Source organism: Actinomadura sp. K4S16, from assembly GCF_008327685.1.
In the GTDB taxonomy this organism is placed as follows: Bacteria; Actinomycetota; Actinomycetes; order Streptosporangiales; family Streptosporangiaceae; genus Spirillospora.
Map to the genome: position 1 here is coordinate 18,480 of NZ_BDDE01000029.1, position 18,849 is coordinate 37,328.

18 protein-coding genes are annotated in these 18,849 nt (G+C 64.2%); 11 read left to right on the top strand and 7 right to left on the bottom strand.

The genetic code is table 11. The features are described 5' to 3' along the window. The first annotated feature begins 2 nt into the window (after window positions 1–2). Both K4S16_RS40470 and K4S16_RS40475 read left to right on the top strand, forming a co-directional pair. Window positions 3–1,247: an IS701 family transposase gene (locus tag K4S16_RS40470; protein WP_149264413.1), complete on the top strand. Its 1,245-nt coding sequence runs from the start codon at window positions 3–5 to the stop codon at window positions 1,245–1,247. Window positions 1,248–1,294: 47 nt separating this feature from the next. Then, window positions 1,295–1,918 carry a Shedu immune nuclease family protein gene (locus K4S16_RS40475; RefSeq protein ID WP_200842399.1) on the top strand — a complete coding sequence of 208 codons (624 nt, stop codon included), beginning with the start codon at window positions 1,295–1,297 and terminating at the stop codon, window positions 1,916–1,918. Between the two features lie 310 nt (window positions 1,919–2,228). On the opposite strand, the gene K4S16_RS40480 is transcribed toward K4S16_RS40475, so the two are convergent. Continuing rightward, on the bottom strand, window positions 2,229–2,621 hold the full coding sequence (locus K4S16_RS40480; RefSeq protein ID WP_149264415.1) for a 2-oxo acid dehydrogenase subunit E2: 393 nt from the start codon (window positions 2,619–2,621) through the stop codon (window positions 2,229–2,231). 881 nt (window positions 2,622–3,502) lie between these two features. On the opposite strand from K4S16_RS40480, the gene K4S16_RS40485 reads away from it, so the two are divergent. Continuing rightward, the gene (locus tag K4S16_RS40485) at window positions 3,503–7,651 is read left to right on the top strand and encodes a DUF3883 domain-containing protein (RefSeq protein WP_160161206.1); all 4,149 of its coding nucleotides are present in this window, start codon (window positions 3,503–3,505) and stop codon (window positions 7,649–7,651) included. 955 nt (window positions 7,652–8,606) lie between these two features. Further along, a complete protein-coding gene (locus K4S16_RS40490; RefSeq protein ID WP_160161207.1) occupies window positions 8,607–10,709 on the top strand; it encodes a DUF3883 domain-containing protein in 2,103 nt (700 codons plus the stop codon). A gap of 193 nt (window positions 10,710–10,902) precedes the next feature. Here K4S16_RS40490 and K4S16_RS46655 read toward each other — a convergent pair whose 3' ends face one another. Genes K4S16_RS46655 through K4S16_RS40500 form a run of 3 tightly spaced genes read right to left on the bottom strand, consistent with a single transcriptional unit; the run spans window position 10,903 to window position 12,512 of the window. Continuing rightward, on the bottom strand, window positions 10,903–11,025 hold the full coding sequence (locus K4S16_RS46655) for a hypothetical protein (RefSeq protein WP_268843306.1): 123 nt from the start codon (window positions 11,023–11,025) through the stop codon (window positions 10,903–10,905). A 25-nt stretch (window positions 11,026–11,050) separates the two neighbouring features. Continuing rightward, complete coding sequence (locus K4S16_RS40495; RefSeq protein ID WP_160161208.1) at window positions 11,051–11,545, bottom strand: restriction endonuclease; 495 nt, start codon at window positions 11,543–11,545, stop codon at window positions 11,051–11,053. A 43-nt stretch (window positions 11,546–11,588) separates the two neighbouring features. Further along, window positions 11,589–12,512, bottom strand: coding sequence for a hypothetical protein (locus K4S16_RS40500; protein ID WP_160161209.1), 924 nt, complete (start codon window positions 12,510–12,512; stop codon window positions 11,589–11,591). A gap of 510 nt (window positions 12,513–13,022) precedes the next feature. Here K4S16_RS40500 and K4S16_RS47080 point away from each other — a divergent pair. The 5 genes from K4S16_RS47080 to K4S16_RS40520 all read left to right on the top strand — a co-directional run bounded on the left by K4S16_RS47080 (window position 13,023) and on the right by K4S16_RS40520 (window position 16,157). After that, complete coding sequence (locus K4S16_RS47080) at window positions 13,023–13,343, top strand: helix-turn-helix domain-containing protein (protein ID WP_160161210.1); 321 nt, start codon at window positions 13,023–13,025, stop codon at window positions 13,341–13,343. Then, window positions 13,301–13,471, top strand: coding sequence for a hypothetical protein (locus tag K4S16_RS45340; protein WP_200842419.1), 171 nt, complete (start codon window positions 13,301–13,303; stop codon window positions 13,469–13,471). The genes K4S16_RS47080 and K4S16_RS45340 overlap by 43 nt, the downstream gene beginning before the upstream one ends. 515 nt (window positions 13,472–13,986) lie before the next feature. Continuing rightward, window positions 13,987–14,319 carry a mobilization protein gene (locus tag K4S16_RS40510; RefSeq protein ID WP_149264421.1) on the top strand — a complete coding sequence of 111 codons (333 nt, stop codon included), beginning with the start codon at window positions 13,987–13,989 and terminating at the stop codon, window positions 14,317–14,319. A 54-nt stretch (window positions 14,320–14,373) separates the two neighbouring features. Then, entirely contained in the window at window positions 14,374–15,549 is a 1,176-nt protein-coding gene (locus K4S16_RS40515) for a relaxase/mobilization nuclease domain-containing protein (RefSeq protein ID WP_149264422.1), read from the top strand. Further along, entirely contained in the window at window positions 15,546–16,157 is a 612-nt protein-coding gene (locus K4S16_RS40520) for a hypothetical protein (RefSeq protein WP_149264423.1), read from the top strand. The genes K4S16_RS40515 and K4S16_RS40520 overlap by 4 nt, the downstream gene beginning before the upstream one ends. Before the next feature lie 67 nt (window positions 16,158–16,224). Here the strand turns inward: K4S16_RS40520 and K4S16_RS40525 are convergent, their stop codons facing one another. Both K4S16_RS40525 and K4S16_RS40530 read right to left on the bottom strand, forming a co-directional pair. Then, the gene (locus tag K4S16_RS40525) at window positions 16,225–16,464 is read right to left on the bottom strand and encodes a hypothetical protein (protein WP_160161211.1); all 240 of its coding nucleotides are present in this window, start codon (window positions 16,462–16,464) and stop codon (window positions 16,225–16,227) included. Between the two features lie 9 nt (window positions 16,465–16,473). After that, on the bottom strand, window positions 16,474–16,866 hold the full coding sequence (locus K4S16_RS40530) for an ATP-binding protein (RefSeq protein ID WP_149264425.1): 393 nt from the start codon (window positions 16,864–16,866) through the stop codon (window positions 16,474–16,476). A 153-nt stretch (window positions 16,867–17,019) separates the two neighbouring features. On the opposite strand from K4S16_RS40530, the gene K4S16_RS40535 reads away from it, so the two are divergent. Together K4S16_RS40535 and K4S16_RS40540 are read left to right on the top strand one after the other, a co-directional pair. Then, window positions 17,020–17,802, top strand: a complete 783-nt coding sequence (locus K4S16_RS40535; RefSeq protein WP_160161212.1) for a helix-turn-helix transcriptional regulator — start codon at window positions 17,020–17,022, stop codon at window positions 17,800–17,802. Continuing rightward, window positions 17,793–17,966, top strand: a complete 174-nt coding sequence (locus K4S16_RS40540; RefSeq protein ID WP_149264427.1) for a DUF397 domain-containing protein — start codon at window positions 17,793–17,795, stop codon at window positions 17,964–17,966. The genes K4S16_RS40535 and K4S16_RS40540 overlap by 10 nt, the downstream gene beginning before the upstream one ends. An 84-nt stretch (window positions 17,967–18,050) precedes the next feature. On the opposite strand, the gene K4S16_RS40545 is transcribed toward K4S16_RS40540, so the two are convergent. Further along, window positions 18,051–18,791: a phosphotransferase gene (locus K4S16_RS40545; protein WP_200842400.1), complete on the bottom strand. Its 741-nt coding sequence runs from the start codon at window positions 18,789–18,791 to the stop codon at window positions 18,051–18,053. Between the last annotated feature and the right edge of the window lie 58 nt (window positions 18,792–18,849).

Consider the following 18,849-nt stretch of genomic DNA (forward strand, 5'->3'; position numbering starts at 1 on the left):
CGATGCTGGAGGATTTGTTGGGCCGGGTGGCCTGCAGGTTCAAGCGGGTGGAGACCCGGCGGCGGTTCCGGGGCCTGCTGGAGGGGCTGCTGGCGGAGCTGCCGCGCAAGAACTGCTGGACGATCGCCGAGCACGCCGGGGACCGCAACCCGTACGGGATGCAGTACCTGCTGAGCCGGGCGGTGTGGGACGCCGACCAGATACGTGATGACCTGCGCGGCTATGTCACCGAGCAGCTCGGGTCGGCGGGGGCGGTGCTGGTGGTGGACGAGACCGGCGATCTGAAGAAGGGCACCTGCAGCGCCGGGGTGCAGCGCCAGTACACCGGCACCGCCGGCCGGATCGAGAACAGCCAGGTCGCGGTGTTCCTGGGCTACGCCACCGATGCCGGGCACGCCTTCCTCGACCGGGAGCTCTACCTGCCCCGCATCTGGGCCGGCGACACTGACCGGCGCCAAGCGGCCGGGGTGCCCGCCGACCGGACCTTCGCCACCAAGCCCGAGCTGGCCCGCCGCATGCTCGCCCGCGCGCTGGACGCCGGGGTGCAGGCGGGGTGGGCCACCGGCGACGAGGTCTACGGCCAAAGCCCGGACCTGCGTGGTGAGCTGGAACAACGCGGGGTGGGGTACGTGCTGGCGGTCGCCTCCAGCCACCGCGTCACCCTGGGCGTCGGCACCCGCCGCGCCGACCAGGCCGCCGCCGCACTGCCCAAACGGGCCTGGCAGCCCCTGTCGGCCGGGACCGGCGCCAAAGGCGAACGCCTCTACCACTGGGCCCTGATCGGCATCGACCACCACAGGCCCGGCTGCCGGTGGCTGCTGGTCCGCCGCAACCGCCGCACCGGTGAACTGGCGTTCTACCGCTGCTACGCACCCGCGCCCGTCCCGCTGCACACCCTGGTCACCGTCGCGGGCCGCCGCTGGACGATCGAGGAATCGTTCCAGGCCGGCAAGGGCCTGTGCGGTCTGGACCAGCACCAGGTCCGCACCTGGAGATCGTGGTACCGGTGGACCACCATGGCCATGCTCGCCCACGCCTTCCTCACCGCGGTCACCGCGTCCGAGCACACCCGCCCACAGGACGAGCCCGATCTGATCCCGGTCACCCTCGCCGAAGTCCAACGCCTCATGACCCGGCTCACCGCCAGTCCACCACAGGCCGTCGAACTCTCCCGCCACTGGTCACACTGGCGCCGACGCCATCAAGCCCACGCCCGCACATGCCACCACCAGCGACAACAGACCTGAAGATCACGACTTACCGCTGGAGTACTAGGCCCGAGAAGTTTCAAAAATTGCACCGCGAGATCGAGCTGGTGAGTCTCGATCACCTCATCGCCTCCTACGAAGAATCATTGGAGAAGGGTGAGAATGAGCAGTACTGGCAGATATTTTTTGATGACAACGCCTTTGCTCTCCAGCAAGTGTTCGGCGCGCCAATGGTCAGCGTTCAGTCGCAAGCAACGGTGGGCGGCGGCAGCCTCGCGGGAGGTGGTGATAAGATTGCCGACTACTTGTTTAAGAATTCGCTCACCAACAATGTGGCATTGGTGGAGATCAAGAAGCCGACAACCCGACTGCTCGACACGCGAGAGCATCGAACGGGGGTGTACGGCCCTTCAAAGGAGCTGAATGGCGCGGTCACGCAGGTTCTCGATCAGGCATACCAACTGACGTCGAACCTCGCCACGCTGAAGCACAATTCGCGCCGATGGGACTTGGAGTCCTATGCGATCTCCTGCTTTGTTGTGGCAGGACGCACCCCGCCTCCGGATGAGCCATCGAAGCAGAAGTCCTTCGAGCTATACCGCGCCAATTCTCGCAGCGTCACTATCGTGACCTATGACGAAATTCTTGAACGACTCAGGCTCCTGCGCAACTTCCTTGCGCCTACTGATAGCGGCACCGCGGAAGGCTGAACAAAATGGCGCCCTCCCGCTTGTAGACATACCCTCGGTGAGGCACAACGACCGGCACTCGTAGCGATTGACTTCTACAATCGGCCAGCGGCCGTCGCAGTGAGGTGGTCTCAGCGAAATCGATCCGGATAAGGATGCTTTTCCTGTCACAAACGAAGCTTTGAGGGCAGACACGCGAACGATCAGGCGGCGTCCGGAAAGGGCGTGGAGCCCCCGGTAGAAGAGGTCTCACCACGAGATCTCGTCCGCAGCCGAAAAGCTCCACTGATCAGCTATCGAGCCACGCTCGATGTCTCGCGGGGCGTGTCCGTCAGATGATCAGGCCTATCGGGCAACGTAGATGGTTGACGAGTGCGTCGAGCCACCGGGCCCCCACAGCGCCGTCAATGGCGCGGTGATCGATAGAGACCGTGAGCTGCATCAGTGGCCGGACCTGGCACTCATCGTCGATGGCGACGACCCCGGGTCGCACGGCGCCCACCGCCAGGATCACGGAGTGGGGTGGATTGATGATCGCCGAGAACGAATCGACACCGTACATGCTCAAGTTGCTCACGGTCAGTGATCCACCCTCAAGGTCGGCTTGCGTCAACCGACCGGTGTTAGCCCGTGCCACCAGATCTCGCATCGCACTGGACAGCAAGCCCAGAGAAGCCAACTCGGGGGTGCGCAGAACAGGGTTACCATCGATCCGCTTCGGAATCGCCGAGCCGACAACGAGCCGACATGGGCCGTTGTAGGTCTTGTGACTTCATCGCCGGCGGTCCCCGCCTGACCTGCGCGGATGACAACCATGCTTTGGCTGGCTCTGCTCCTAGTGTTTCGTGTGACGGTCGTGGTTCCGGGCCGACCGGCTGGATATGCGTGTGCGCTACTGGCCAGAATTGGACGCGGTCCGGTGTTGCGAGGATCCGGGGTGCTGGTTCGCCCATCGCTAGTATTGATCGGTCAAGATGAGAGGTTCCCAGCAGTGAGTCGATCTTTTTTCAGTGTTCTCCTGTCCGCACTCCTGGCCGGAACTATCAGTGGTGCCGCAACTAGCGCAGCCATAGGAGTGCTGGGGCTCAATAAGGGACCAGTTGGACCTTCGGGGCCGCCTGGTCCAAGTGGCGTCGATACCGCATCCATCAATGATTTCTCCGGCATGTATTTGTTGAGCGATGCAATGGGTGATGGTCCCGCGTGCCCGGCTGGAACCTACGAGATCCCGGGAAGCAATGTAGTTCTTCAGACTAAAATGAAGTACGATAAAGACTACAGCCGATTGGTCGAGTATCGCGTATGCATGATCAAGAAGAGATAGTTGCACAGCTCTGGCCTTGGATCTCCGACGCGCCTCGCCAGGACATGGGATTAATCTGGTACAAACCCTGCCCTTCGCGACCTGGCCAGGCGCGTCTCCAGCGCGGCGGGCTTGGTCAACGGTGGCCGACGGCCAACCACCCAGGCTTCCGCCACGACGGTGTCACCGGCGGTGCAGCCGCTAGTCAGCGATGACCGGAAACGGGCATCTTCCGGGACCGCAGGAGGCCGCCCTTTGTCGGTGCGCCCTGAAATCATCGTTGTCATCTCTGGATCGGCTTGATGGGAAGAGACGTGCCCGATCACTCCCTAGTCCCGGCTAACTCCGCGGAGCTGGAGTTCCGTTTTCACGTCGGCTCGAGCCTGCTTATCGAGTTCGCGCTCAGTCATACCTCGGTGGATGTTCTGCGGGAACTGGTGCAGAACGAGTACGACGCGGGAGGTACCGAACTGGTGGTCGAGTTCGGTCCAGACGCTCTCAAGGTCCGCGGCAACGGAAAGACGATCGATCGCGCGGGATGGAAGCGGCTGAGTGTCATGCTCGGCCACGGTCTGATACCGGACGCGGCAGATCGTGTCGAGCCGAAGTCCAACGGCATCGGGTCGAAAAACTTCGGGCTCCGCTCCCTGTTCTTGCTCGGCGACCGCATCAACATCATGTCCGGTGGGAGGCGCACTATCCTCGACCGCACCAAGGGGGCGCTGGCCGAACCACTGCCGCATCCGGACTCCAGCACCCAGCCGGGTGTGACCCTCGTGGTTCCATACCGCAAGAGGGATGACGGCCCCCTGCGGGCCTTCGACGAACATCACGAGGCCGAAGCGCTGAAGGCTATCGCAGCCGAGTTCGCGCCGACCCTAATCAAGCTGGCCCACCCCGGGCCAGGGAAGAACCTCCAGTCCGTCGTGCTTTGCTCCGAGCGTCTCGGGCACGAGTTGCGCTGGCGGCAGTCTGCCCGCGCGGGGCAGCGGGGTTCCGGTTTGATCAAGCGGACGGCCAAGCTCGAAGAGCACGGCCCGTCGCTGGCCCACGCGTCGGGAACGATCAGCGAGAGGGAGTACCAGCGTGTTCTGATACCGCCAGCAGCGCTCCGCAGACCGAACGTGCCCAGCTACTTCCAGGTTCCCGGGGGCCGGATCCGATTGGGTGTCTCAGTCCGGACTCGGCGCCGCGGCCTGGACCTGGAGACACCGGGGATCTTCTACTACCCGATGGGCGCCATCCGGGCGCGGACCGGGTTCGGATTCAGCATCAGCGCCCCGTTCGAGATGACCGAGGACCGCAGTCAGCTTGTCGATCCCCAGAACAGCGACTGGAACGCCTGGCTGGTCGAGCAAGCCGCCGCGTTCGCCGTCCGCCTACTCGCCGAACGCCTGTTCGTCGAATTTGGCGCTCAAGCGTTCCTCGCCTTTGACCCGCGGGCAGCAGGCTCTTCCACAGTTCCCGCACTAAGGGAGGAGATCGACCGGCTGCTGCGTAGCGAGTCGTGCTGGCCGACCCAAGCGACGACAGGCCGCGCCAAGCGATCGCTACGCGCCCCGGTCGAATCCCTGACGATCCCGGCCAACCCCGCGCTGGCGGCCTTCAGAGCCGGTACCTCAAGCCCGGACCATCTGCTGCACTCCAGCCTCGTCACACGCCCAGAGACCCAGGCGATGGCGGTCGCGCTGGGAGGTAAGGCGTTCACGGTCAGCTCACTAATCCGCCTGCGCTGCGCAGGCGAGAACGCACGCGAACTGGCGACCAAACTCGACCAAGCCACCGAGGTAGCACGGTATTACACCGACTTCCCGGACGCGCTGCGCGATCTCACGCTCCAGCAGCACTTCGCGGCCGCCCTAGACGGGTGTAGGACCGCCCTCACCGCTGACCACAGGCGAGATCTCCGCACCGCGCCCACCACGCTGACCGGCGCGGGGACGCTTGGCTCGCCGAAGGGGCTTTGGATTGTCGACGAGGCAGTCGCCGACGTGATTTCCTGGGACCAGACGCTGCATCCAGACCTGGTCGACTCCAAGGTCCTTGCCGGGTTGTGCAGGCCGTTCAACTTTACCCGATGGGCGATAGAAACAGCGAGCCGTCTTGTGGACGGGACCGCCTCCGAGCAGGCACGCGATGCTCTCGCACGCTACATACGAGGTCGGCCAACTCTGTCGAGGAAAGCGTGGGCCGCGGTCCGCCGCGCCCCGGTGCTCCAGGACCACAACGGCGAGTGGGTTGCTCCTGCAAACATGGTGAGCCGGTCGGCGAAGGGTGCCACGCTCCTTGCGCCGGCACTGCACTTGTCCACGCCTGCTGACGAGGACAACGACTCGTTAAAGCCCCTTCGATTCCGTCAGGCAGTTCGGGGCAGCGACATAGTGGCCCTTGCACGACTGGTGGAGCAGGGCACCGTTCCTCCAGAGGTCATGCGACAGGCAATCGCCCGCCTGCAAAGACTGCTTTCACTGTCCGTGCTCACCCACCTCAAGACCATCAAGTTCCTCGAGACGGGGCCGGGCACGGCAACGGCGCCCTCCGACGCTTACAACCGGTCCGACCATCTGGTCGCAGTGCTGGGGGAGGACGCCCCATACGCCGTGGGCATGTCGACGGCCCTGCTACGACGACTCGGATGCCGGACCGAACCCCGCGCGGACGACATCCTCGCAGCCCTGATGAAACTGCAGGAGTCCGGCAGTCACGTCACCAAGCCAGACCTTGTCTACCGGGCACTGGTATCGGCGTTGCGCCGGGAGAGGCGGCGTGCCGGCGAGCTGCGAGACCGGCAAGTCATCTGGACCGGTAGCAGATGGGAGGCAGCAGGTAACTGCCTTGTCGGCGCGGACAACCGCAGTGCTTTCCTCGACGTGGTCACGGTGCTGCCAGAGGCGTTGCGAGATACCTGGGTCTTCCTCGGCGCCACCCAACGGCCTACCCCCGCACACTGGCGGCGTCTGTTCGTGCGGGTCAGCGAACTCTACGGCGCGCAGCGCCCGATTCCCCGCCACGTGGCCGAGGCGTTGCGGCGGGCGTACCACCGCCTTGACGCACCCCCAGAGGGGCTCGCCCCCGGCACGCACCTGCTTCTGGACGACCAGCGTGGCCTGCACACTCTAAAGGAGGCGACCACGGAGGGCTTCCTCATCAACGACGACCCCGCGCTGGCGGCGGCAGCGGTGGCCGCGCGCGTGCCCGTATCCTTCGCCGACACCTCTGATGGGCGCGTAATCGGGTTCCTCGAAGCCGCTGGTACCAGGCCGCTATCTAAAGCAGCCAAACGGGAGGACACAGAGTACGGTTCCGAAATCGAGCCAGATCAAACGCTCCGGCTCGACATCACCCTCGCGCGGCTCCACGACCCGAATTTCGCGTCTGCGGTAGCTGCGCTTGCCTCCGCAGTCTCCGGACCGGATCAGTCGCGCACAGTTGGCAGACTAACTGCCCGGCTCGCCCGGATCACGCAGATAACCCTCGTCAACGGGATCCAACGCAAGTACCGTGTCGGCGGACACGCCCTCACCGTGGCCGTGGATTACAACGTAGACGACAATCAGATCGTCCTCGACCAAGTCGCCAGCTCCCATGAGCAGCGCAGGCTCGTCGCCAACGCGGTCGCTGGCTTGGCGGACTCAGGGCCGCTCGGGGAACGGCTGCTTGGCGACGCCGTCTACTTCCTGTTGCGGTGCCGGTCGGCACGTGAAATGCAACGTGAACTGGAGCGCCGCAAAGTGAACTGGCGGCCCCGCACACCCGGCACCGAATACGCCGAAGACGCGGACGACGAGGACCTAGCATCACTCTCCGACGCCCTCAGCCAGCATGTCGTCCGGGAAGCAATGTCAAAGCCGCTACCGGACAACAGTGGTTCACAGAAACCACCCACACTGCCGGCCGCCCGAGCCCTCCGGCCGCCCTTGCCTGACCTCGGACGCGTCCAAGCCCTGCCCGCAGAGAGAACAGCAACACCATCCCACAAGCGCCAAGCAACCGCAGGCAGCGGCGGTTCCGGCGCTTGGACACCACGCAGCTACCAGGAATCGGAGGATGACCGGGAGGTCGGCCGGCGCGGCGAAGAAATAGTCCTCGCCATCGAACGCGAGCGCGTGAGGCAGCTTGGCTTCTCGCCAGACCGTGTCAGGTGGGTCGCCGACGCTAACCCCGGCTCGGACCATGACATCGTCTCTGTTGACGACGATGGTGCCGAATTGTGGGTCGAGGTCAAGTCCACCACGAGCCGCCAAGGCCAGTTCGTCTGGCCCGCCGCCGAGTTCCAGCTAGCGGTGCGCGCCCGTCAGCGCTATGTCCTCTACCGCGTCTACGAGGCCAACACCACAACGCCGTCATGGCGTTGCATTCGCGATCCGATCGGCCTTTTCGACGCCGGCGAGCTCCATCTCGACCTCAACCGCCTCACAGGAGACGTTGGCCCTCTGGCCGGGCCCTCATGACTCGCGGGCTCAATGCACCAAGCGGGCTCGACGTCAGCGAGTAGCCACCCTGTGGGCACACTGAGCTTCCCCGGTTTGTCAATCCTAATGACTTCCGAACGGCCCGGTCCCGGTCGCGGACGTCTACTGAAACGTGCGACTTCGTTCGGAGGTGGCGCCGGGGGGAGCACCCGGACGCGTGCCGCACTGACGTCCTGGACGCCCTCTCCGCCGTCCTGGAGCGCGCCGAGGCGCTCGCGTGGCACCTGTCTCGCGCCGCCCGGTGCCCGCAGCCTGGTCCCGTAGCCAGCTCCCGAGCAGAGGCGGAGGGCCAGGCACCGAGTCGGCGGCGCGTGCGGCCCGGTTGTCGGGCCGCCTTGAAAGCTGCACACGAAGTCTTCATAAGTCCTGCTGAGTAGGGGTTCTCCCCAAGACGAACTTCATGACAACCATGACCACAACAGGGGACCATGGGGGTCGTGACAGCCTGCTCGCATCCGTACGACCACGTCAGAGTGGGTATCGCCAGGACCTGGCGCCGTGCTTCGCCGCGCCTGAATGCATCCTACCGGGAGCTCTCCGCTCCCAATCTTGCTCCCACCCGCTTGGGCGTCGCTCGCCACCGCACTCAGCGAGCGATGGGCAGCCCACAGCTGGACGCGCTCTCCCCTTCGACAGCACTGTCAGGACACCATCCAGTACTCTGCTGAACTGCTGAACCATCCCGGTCATTATGGAGGTATTCGTGTCGCCTAGCGTTTTGCTCTACGGTCCAGTCGGCCAGATTGCCAAGCGAGTAACGAGTCGCTGCGGTGTGGATGAAGTGGCAGCCTACACAGTACTTCTGAGCGTATGGTCGGCTGCTATAGCCGATACGGTCTCCATAATCTCGAGGAATAGGCTGCGTCCCCCACTCGTATGGACCGTGCTCGTATCGAACGAAGGTGACTCATCGGTTGCGGCCTTTGAGGCGGCTATGGAGACCCTGAGGGAGACTGAATCGAACGTTCTGGAGGGCATCGTTTATGGTGCCGTGACCACCGTGAAGGCTTACGAGAACCTAATCAGAAAGGCGCTACGTGATAGTCGTAAGTCGGCAAAGACCCACAATGTCTTGTGTACAGGATCGCCAATTGTTGCGCGCGGACGCGAGCCGTTCTCGTTCCAGGTTGGACTCGAAGCATCTGTTCGCTCTTCCTGGGATTATGGTGAGCAGCGGGAAGTGCATCAATCCCCCGATATGCAGGATGGCAAGGCCATGCCTAATGTTGGTGTTCAATGGGCGATAAGCAAGGACGCCTGGCTGCGGAGATTTGATAGGACCTCCGCCGCTACTAGCAGTCGAGTCATGTCGATCCTTGCTGGACCTTCGGACTTCGATCTCAAACATGACGACACCGCAGGTGCTGTTGGTGAAATCGGTCGGGCGTACGAATGGGCTACCGCTCAACAGCGCAATATCACGTTCACGCCTGCGGCGCTAAACAAGTTGAACGCGGCGTATCGCACGATAGAAGACTTGAGTGATAACCCTGATCGGTCATCCTCTATCGAGGGTCCGGAGTTCCATTTCGTTAGATCCTTCGAGCATCTGCTGCGCATTGCGACATCTCTGGCTGCAGCAGACCGATCGATGGTTGTGCGCTGTGCTCACGTGGTTGCAGCATGGTCTTTCGTTCGCAGGTCTATTTGGGACACGGTAGAGCTACTTGAAGCCAAAGGCAGCACCAATGAAGCGATAGCGTCAGCGCGCAACAAATCGTCTTTGATCGAGGAAATTTTTGAAATTGCGGAAGAGAATGACGACGTCACTTCCGTTTGCGGCGATGCCCCTGAGATCGTCGCGCGATCGGGTTCGCGACGCGATCGACGCATTGTCCGTGTTCAACGCAAGGAGGGGGGGACCTCACCGGACCTTGCCACTACTGATGGCGGCAATGCCACTAAACGGATCGAGCCGCGGCGGATGCTCCCCGGCGGCACCGCAGAGGATGCCGCACGTCAGGCCAACGGCTTGGTGGACCCCACTGTGAGGGAAGCCCGGACGGTGTTCACTTCACCCACAGGTGCGCTGAACCGGTGGTGGGACCAAGACCCCGCAGAACGGTTCTGGATGGAGATCACTGACCGCCCCGACCTCGGCAGCAACCTGCAGGCACTGCAGCGCAACGGTACTGGCGGGGAGTTCTGGTCCTACTCACTGGTCACTGCGATCAAGCCTGGTGACGTGGTCCTGCACTGGCACAAGAGCCTGCACGGCCAGCCCGGCATCGTCGGACACTCCATCGCCGCCGATGGTCCCTACGACGACCAGCTGATCTGGGACGCCCGTGGCACCTACGGCCAGCAACGCCCCGTCAACACTCACCCCCAACCGGCCTGGCGGTATGAGCTGACCTGGTACACCCCGCTGCACACCCCGATCGGTCAAAAGGCTCTCCGCCCTCTCGAAGACCAGCTTCATGCAATCAAGTGCGACCTGGAAGCACGCATCAACGGGCCGCTGTATTTCCCGTTTGTCTTCTCCCCGAGCCGGCCGCTGCGCACCGCACAGGCGTACCTGGTCAAAGTCCCCGCAGCCATGCTTAACCTGCTCCCCGAACTGGCCAGACTCAACCACTTTGCGCCCGCCGCCAGTACGCCAAGGCGGGTGCCCGCCCGTCTGCGTCGCCCACGCTCGCGGACCGGTGCCGGCTATCTGGCCGACCCAGCCCTGCGCAAAGCCATCGAAGAGCACGCTGTCCGCCGAGCCCGTGACCTCTACCCGGACCATGACATCACCGACGTCGGTGCCATCTGCTCCTACGACCTGCGGGCCGTCAAAGGCGACGAAGAGATCCACATCGAGGTCAAAGGTTCCACTGGTACCGCCGACGCGGTCGAACTCACCACCAACGAGGTCACTCACGCCCGGACCACTGCCCGCACCGACCTGGTGGTCGTCGACCAGATCACCTGGCAACGCCAATCCGATGGCACCATCCAAACCAGCGGAGGGCGTTGCCGTCACTGGACCACCTGGCAACCCGATGAGATGGATCTCCGACCGACCCGATACCGCTACACCCTTCCGAACTAGCGGTTCCAGAGGTCATCGCCGAGCGGTCACGTCGCGAGCGCGCTTCGGCGAGCGCGCTTGACCCCCATCTATCGGCAAGCACGATCAGGGCGCTGAGCATTCCAGCATGCGGTATCCGTTGTGGTCGACTGGAATCCGCCCCCAACGGTGGGGTTGCTGTACTCCCCGGCTGTACTTTGACGCAGCACTCAACTCAGACAGGCCGGTGAGCTGGCGCGGGCACCTGGTTGGGGCCGTGGGTGAGGGTCGCGCCGCGCTCGAACCGGTCGGAGCGGACCCGGATGAAGGCCAACCGGTCGGCCTGCGTCCGGTCCATACCGTCCTTACGCCAACGTCACCTGTCACGATAGGCGGAAGGTGCCCGAGGCGATCACGTCCAAGAGCTTTTCAATCAAGAGAGTTGTAAGCTCTTGTGTCGTGGTCACCTTCAGAAGCTCGTCGAGTGTGATAACTATCAGACGATGCCCACGAACTTGGGCAAGAGAAGCTTTGTGATAAACCGCAGTTAGTTCGTTTTCATCACCTGTCACTCCATTGGCGGCCACGAGTACGCCAAGCTCAATCCGTCGATTCGCCAGCTTGTCTATAAAGGCACCGACGGTAGGTGAATCTACCGGGTCACTCCAGTTCTTGCACTCGACCAGGAAAAGGTTAGGAAAGCAACCCATGTCACTGAGCTTACTATTGGCCACAGCTATGTCTATCTCTTCGCTGTGGAATTTGTTGAGGGTGTCCTTCCGCGTCCTAAAACCCGGAACCTGGTCAAGTAGGTAGCAGAACCAGTCTTCGAAGGCACGGCCACGAACGGTTGTGCTGCGCGTCTTATCTATGCTCAAGGCATGGAGGGCACTAATCCTGGAGGTCGAGTATGGCGCCATATCAGATGCGCTCCGTTGCCTTAGCGACTTCCTCGGTAAGCACCTCCGAGAGACTCTTGTGCCCGAGTTGCTCAATCAAATCCTCAAGGGCGAGTCTGAGTACAAGGGGTGTAGTCCTTTTTGCGGGAAAGCGTCGTCCATCAATGCTGTCATAGAGCAACACGCCCAGTTGAGCCCGCCGATCAAGCGTTGCTTCCTGAAGACGTAGTTCAGAATCATGCAGCCTTCGCTCGTTCAGACGTCCTGCCAGCACTTCTATTAGCGCGATCTCGTCTGACTCCCGCGATGGCAACACGGCCATGTCGAAGCCACGATCGGGCGTGCTCTTCTCTGGGTTCTCGGCGAATGCCACTCCTGTGGCCCGTATGAGCTCAACAACAAGTTGCTCTACCCTAAAAGAGGGTATGTTTGATCCTTTTTTTTGGCGCAGCGACTTAAGTAGACGTATGTATCGCTTGAAATCAACGGGAGGGCTGATCTGTGCGGGCGCTGTTGCAGTATCCTGCCGACGTTCTGCAAGGTTGGCCGTAAACGCCCAAAGATGCAGCCGAAGACTGTCTACATCACTTAGCTGGCATGGAATTACTACAAGCTGACTAGGAACAGATGGAGCCCGGAGAGGTGGGGGCACGATCAGGCAGGCTGGGATTCTCCGTTCAACAGCCCTGCCCAACTGCAGCATTACTTCAAGGTTGGTTAGAGCAGTGACATTTTCGAGATCCAGGTCTGCTGTGGCAATGAATTGAGTGATATCAGACGGAGGGTCGAGATACCCTATAACGAGATCGGGCTGTTGTATATCCAGAGCGCGGTCCGCTACCACCTTATCCATGACCAAGAGTTCCTGGATATCAATCTCTCGGCAGATATCGATAAGGGGTCCTAGGTCAGGATTTCCTGCCTTAATCAACGTGGCAACAAGCATCAGCTAAGTACTGCCTTCACAAGACCGAGGGTGGTGGACGTATCGGACAGCACACTAGCTTGCCTAGGTCCCCTGAACCAGCAGCACGGGGGTTAGGTGGATCATTGAAGCGATCGTTCGGGCAACGCGCGTGGACAGCTCGAGGCCTAAGCGTAGGGGCTCCGGACGGGATGACCGACCGGAGCCCCTATGTGCCCTTTTGGTTAGACGTCCAGGTAGTGGAACGTGGGCTTGGGATGCATCAGGAAGTCATGGTGCGAGATGTCCAGGCGTAGGCGCCCGCCATCGAGAAGGCGACGAGGTCCCCGACGGCATGCTCTCGGTAAGCCGTGACCAGAGTGTTTCATCCGGTTTGGGGGATCACCGGCGAAGCTGTGCAGCCGGGGCTGACCGCTCCGGCGGCTGCGCTGCAGGCTCGTCGCGGATCAGGCTGGCGGAATGTGCCGTTCTACACAGAGCCGGCTGACGGCCGGGGCTAACCTGAGCCCTCCACCAGTCCGGGTGTCGCGCATGGTTGCTGGGAGGAGTGCTGCGGGTTCGCAGGCGCTGGCGCTGCGGGCTCGGATCGTGCTGCTGTGGGCCGAGGGCGCCACGATCGCCCGGGTTGCGGAGAAGGTCGGCGCCTCGCGTAACACGGTGTCGAAGTGGCGGTCGCGGTTCCTGGCGCGATCACGGCCCATTCGCGACAGGTGCCAGACGACGGAATGGGCGTCAGCGCCGTCTGAAGACGCGGTCCGATCTGTCCCAGGGCACCGAACGCCTGCTCATCGGCATGCGAGGAGGATTCGGTGGGTCTGTCCAGTTACGGCTCTGTCGCTCTGCCGTTGGTAGCAGAGGACGGCGGTCTGTCGCGCTCAGGCGAGATCAAGGTCGATGGGCTTGTCAATGTGGTGTTCTCGGGCCTGCCCGGCCTGGTCACTTACGGTGTTGCGGATGAGGGTGAGCGGCTACACCGGTAGCCAGAACCTCCTCCATCGCTACATCAAGACTGCAGGTCAGACAGGGGCGCGCCTGGCAGGATTCGAACCCGCGACCGTCGGACTAGAAGGTCGATGCGTCAATGCTCCAGATCGCGGGCGAAGTCGCGGCGCGCCGGTCGTGAAGTTGGTGCTTGGCCTTCGGGTCGTCCAGTATGAAGCACGATCAACTTTAGGAGATGTCATCCAGTAAAACGCTTTTGATTGCTCGCGTGTGCGGGTCAGGCGCGTTGCGATGCAGAGCTCCGATCAGGGGCGGCAGCTAGGCGGCGGAGATCGTGATGCCGTCATGGTCTCGCCGGTTCTCGCCGCGCGGAGCAAGTAATAGGCAACGTTCATTTGTGTAGTTGGACCGGGCGCGGTCTAGCCAGGGCAGAGGGGATCGGGCGCGATCCCCGCGGGGGGTGGGGCATACGGTCGAGATCGGCAAGTCGGTGTCGGGGTCCGGGGGGCCGCGGAGGCGGCGTTCGGTTCGGTCGCAGCAGCGGAGTCGGTCGGTGAGGATCGCGCTGTCGGAGCAGGAGTACGCGGTTTTGGCGGCTGCGGCGGCGAACGAGGGGTTGGCGCTGGGGGCGTTCGCCGCGCAGGCGAGTTTGGCGGCGGCGCAGGGACGAGTGGTTGCGGAGTACGCCGTGGTGCGTGAGGCGCTGGCGGCGGTGTTGTTCGCTGCCGGGCAGGTGCAGCGGGTCGGCGTGAATCTCAATCAGGCTGTTGCGGCGTTGAATTCCGGTGAGCTGGTCGAGCAGCTTCGGTGGTACGCGCAGGCGGCGGTGCGCAGCGTTGACCGACTTGATGAGTTGGCTCAGGAGTTGCGGCATCGGCTCCCTTGAGCGGTCGGCCGGGGGCCGTGGGTGATTGGGAAGATTCGTCGTGGAGAGCGTGTCATGGGGCTGCTGCGCTACCTGTACGGTCCTGGCCGGCACGAGGAGCATCGCGATCCGCATGTGGTGGCGGGTTTCCGGAGCGCGCCGGAGTTGGAGCCGGGTGTGCGGGCGGATGGGAGCCGGGATTTCCGGCGTTTGGACGCGCTGTTCACGCAGCCGCTGGCTCTGCTGGGGGAGCGGAACTATCGGCAACCGGTGTGGCATCTTCCGTTGAGGGCGGCGCCTGAGGACCCGGTCATGTCCGATCAGCAGTGGGCTCGGATCGCTCATGAGGTGATGGACCGGGTCGGGCTTGCTCCGGCTGGGGACTTCGGCGCGGTCCGGTGGGTGGCGGTCCGGCATGCTGCCGACCATGTCCACATCGTGGCGACCTTGGCGCGCCAGGACGGTGGTCGGCCCGATGTGTGGAACGACGGCTACCGCGTCCGGGACGCTTGCCGCGCCATCGAGCGGCAGTACGGGCTGCGGCGGACGGCTCCGGCGGACCGGACGGCGGCGCGGCGGCCGAGCCGGGGCGAGATCGAGAAAGCCGTCCGCCACGGCCGGCCGCTACCGTCCCGCACGCTTCTGCGCCGCAAGGTCCAGACGGCGGCGGCCGGGGCGAGCAGCGAGGCGGAGTTCTTTAGGCAGCTGCGTGATGAGGGTGTCCTGGTCCGCCAGCGTTTCAGCGAGCGGACGGCCGGCGAGATGACCGGCTACGCCGTCGCCCTCCCTGACGATCTGAACAGCGATGGGCGGCCTGTGTGGTTCGGCGGAGGGAAGCTCGCTGCCGACCTCACTCTGCCCAAGCTTCGCCGCCGGTGGACGGGGGCGGACGGGTCCGTCCACGCGTCGTCCCCGCTCCGTCCGCTGGACGGACGGCATCTCTCCGAGCGGACGAGACGAGCCGTGCTGCGGACGGCCGTCCGCCGCGCGGCGGACGAGTCGGCGACGACCAACGAGTTCCTCGACCGGCTTCGGGGTGAGGGGCTCTCCTGGTCAAGCTGCGCTACAGCCAGACCGTTGACGGGCAGATCACTGGCTACGCCGTCGCTTTCGCTGCTGAACACGATGGTCATGAGCCGACGTGGTATCCCGGCAGCCGTCTTGCCGATGACCTGTCACTGTCCCGTCTCCGCCAGCGTTGGGCCTCTCCTGCCGCGTACCGCCAGTCGGCTGCTGGCCAGGATGAGTTGACACCGGAGGAGCGCCAGGCGTTCTACGACGATGCGGCCCGGGCCGCTGCCTTCGCCACCGCCCAGATCCGGCGGCACCTTGTCACCAACCCGCACGCTGCGCAGGACGCCTGCTGGGCGGCCTCCGATGCCCTTCACGTGGCAGCCCGAGTCACCGGCAACCGTCACCTCCACCGCGCCGCCGATGCCTACGACCGCGCGGCCCGCGCCCCCTGCGGCCGTATCCCCACCCCGACTCCGGCAGGCAACGCGCTGCGCACCACAGCCCGCCTGCTCGCGCTCACCGGCATGGCGAAGGACCGAACGGTGGTGTCGACGATGGTGCTCGTCGCCAACTTCATCAGCCTGCTCGACACCATTGCCCAGCTGCGCAGCCTCCAGGAGCGTCACGCCCAGGCCGACGCGGCTCGAAGAGCCGCCGCGCACACGCGAGAAGCACGCCCAGCGGGCGGCGCTCCCTCACCTCCGCCGGCTGGCCCGAGCGCGCAAGCGCGCCTGGCCATGGCCGCCTTCCCGACCGCGTGGGCTCCGCTGCCGCAGGATGCACAGAACAGATCAGCGCCGTCGGCTCCTACGGGCCCAGCGCGCTCCGGTCGTCGACGTCCGTGATCGAACGGCTCTTCATCACGCGGCCTGCCGGCACTCGCCGCACGGAGGGACTCCTCTCGCCAGTCGGTCATTTCCGCTCTTCGAGCTGGCGGAAGGCACGCTCGAAGGCTTCTGGGTCGGCGGTGTGGAGCAGGTCCATCAACTCGTCCAGGTCGGACGCCGAGATCAGGACGCGCCCCGTTGCCCTCCAGATCCCTTCTCGGTCCAGCGTGATCGACCATTCAGGGAAGAGGTGCTGCAGTAGCAGCAACGTGATTTGCATCGTTTCCTCGCAGGAGCGTGGTCCCCAGCTCTTTGTGTCGGCCACCTCACAAGGTCAGGGCAGCTTGGCCCAGATGACCTTGCCGCCTCCGGTGAGGTGCTTGACTCCCCACTCGTGCACGAGCTCCGCCACGAGCTGGAGGCCACGGCCGGAGGTGGCGGCGTAGTCCTGGGGCTGGACCGTGGGGTGGCCCGTGCCGGTGTCCGATACCTCGATCACCGGTTGCCCATCGTCCGGGTCGAGGAAGAGCCGAACCACGATCGTGCCTTCGCCGTGCTTGTAGGCGTTCGTGGCCAACTCGCAGACCACGAGACGGCCCATGTAGTCGTCGCTGATGCCCCAACTGGCGAACTGTTCGGCGAGGAACCGGCGTGCGAGGCGGGGCGCCTGATCGGTGCAATCGAGGACGATCGTCGGGACTTCAGGAGTTTGCGGTGCTGCGGACATCGGCACGACCTTCGCTGGCCACTGACAGGTTGGGTAACTCGCTGCACAGCTTCAACTCCGCCGCGTAGCGTTACCACCGAAGCGCCCCAGCACACACGTGGCGCTGTCGATCGCTGGTAGGTGGGTTCCCCTCGCTCACGTGGAGGCGAAGCAGTGGCCGCACGCAAACCAACAGCCAAGACCGTCGCCTTCGGCGCAGAGGTCACGCGCCTCCGCGAGGAAGCGGGACTCAATCGAACGGAACTCGCCGCACGGACGGCGGTCACCCGGAGCTACATCTCGCAGGTCGAGTCCGGGCGCACCAAGTGCCGCAGGGACTTCGCCGAACGGATGGACAAGGGGCTGGACTCGGGCACGGCCCTGGTCGATGCATGGGACGAGCTCCTGCGTTCCAGCAGCTACCCGAAGTTCTTCGCGGACTTCCCCCGCGCCGAGGCGTCCGCTGACGCCCTGCGCGCGTTCGAGATCAGGTTGGTCTACGGGCTTCTGCAGACCGAGGCGTACGCACGTGTGCTCCTGTGCAACGACGATGCCGTCCGCGAGCGGATGCAACGGCAGAGAATCCTCACCAAGCCGAACCCTCCGACCGTGTTCGTCGTGCTGGACGAGTCCGTCCTCCTCCGCGAGGTCGGCTCCCGGCAGATCATGCGCGAGCAGTTGGAGCATCTCATCGAGATGTCGGAGCAGGAGAACATCACGATTCAGATCGCCCCGATCGGCTACTACCGCGACGCCCGAGCGCCGTTCGTGATCGCCACTCAACCCGATCGGAGCGAGATCGTGTACCTGGAAAGCAATATCGGGGGCGAGACGAGCGCAGAGCCGAGAGACCTGGCGCTCGTCAGCGAGGCTTTCAGTAGGCTCCAGGCGGCGGCGCTTTCGCCGAAGGCGTCGGTCGAACTGATGCGGAAGGTTGTGGAAGAGCGATGGACGTGACCTGGCGCAAGTCGTCGCGTAGTAGCGAGGCCGGAGACAACTGCGTCGAACTGGCCGACCTCGGCGAGGCCGTGGGCATCCGCGACAGCAAAGACCCAGCCGGCGCCAAGTTCACCCTGCGCCGCGACGAGTTCGCGAACCTCGTGGCGATCTTGAAGCGCTAACGCCCGGACAAGGCACCGAGGAAGCCCCGGCCTTCGAGGGACCGGGGCTTCCTCGCGTGGACGGCCGCCATGCCAGGACCACACTCACGACATCAAGCCTGCGGCCAACTCTGCGCGATGCTGCTGGACCCAGTGATGGGCGGCTTGCACCTCGTCGATGGCGCCACCCTGACAAAGACGGATCATCGCCGGGTCGCCGGCTTGAGCGGCGGCCGCGATGCCGCGCCAGCAGCGGTCCTGCCACCACAAGATCACATCCACCAGCTCGCTGCGATCGGCCAGTCCATAGGCGTCGCAGATCAACCGCGCTCGCCGAGCGGCCGCCGCGACGTCGACGATGCCGGGCCCGAGCCCCAGGTACTGCCAGCACACATGCGCGACGTCATGGATCCGCCGCCCGGGGCCGGCCAGGTCCCAATCGATGAAGGCCACCGGACGCATCCCCGCACCCGAATCCCGGTACACCGTGTTCTTCGGCGACAAGTCGTTGTGGCACACCACCTCACCATCGCCGGCCAGGTCCGTCGCGGCCGTCAGGTCGTGAAACTCCCGGACCAACTCGGCGACCCGCCTTAAGCTCTCGTCGCTGTCGACCCGGATGGCCTGGACCGGCTCCCAAGCCACGTGGCCATCGAGGAATTTCAGCACCTCCCGCCCTTGTCCATCGATCCCCAGAAACCGAGGGGCGCCTTCCCAGCCGGCCTGCTCCAACAGCCCCAGCAGCCGGTGCACGAACTCCGCACGAGCAGCAGGCCGTCGGCGCACCGTGTCACCCACACGGACGCTCTCACTCACGAACCCGCCAGGCAGCGAGAACTCAGACACCGCACCAGTCCTCCGCATGCCGCGACCGCTTCCTCGCAATGGAACGTGCCCCCTTTTC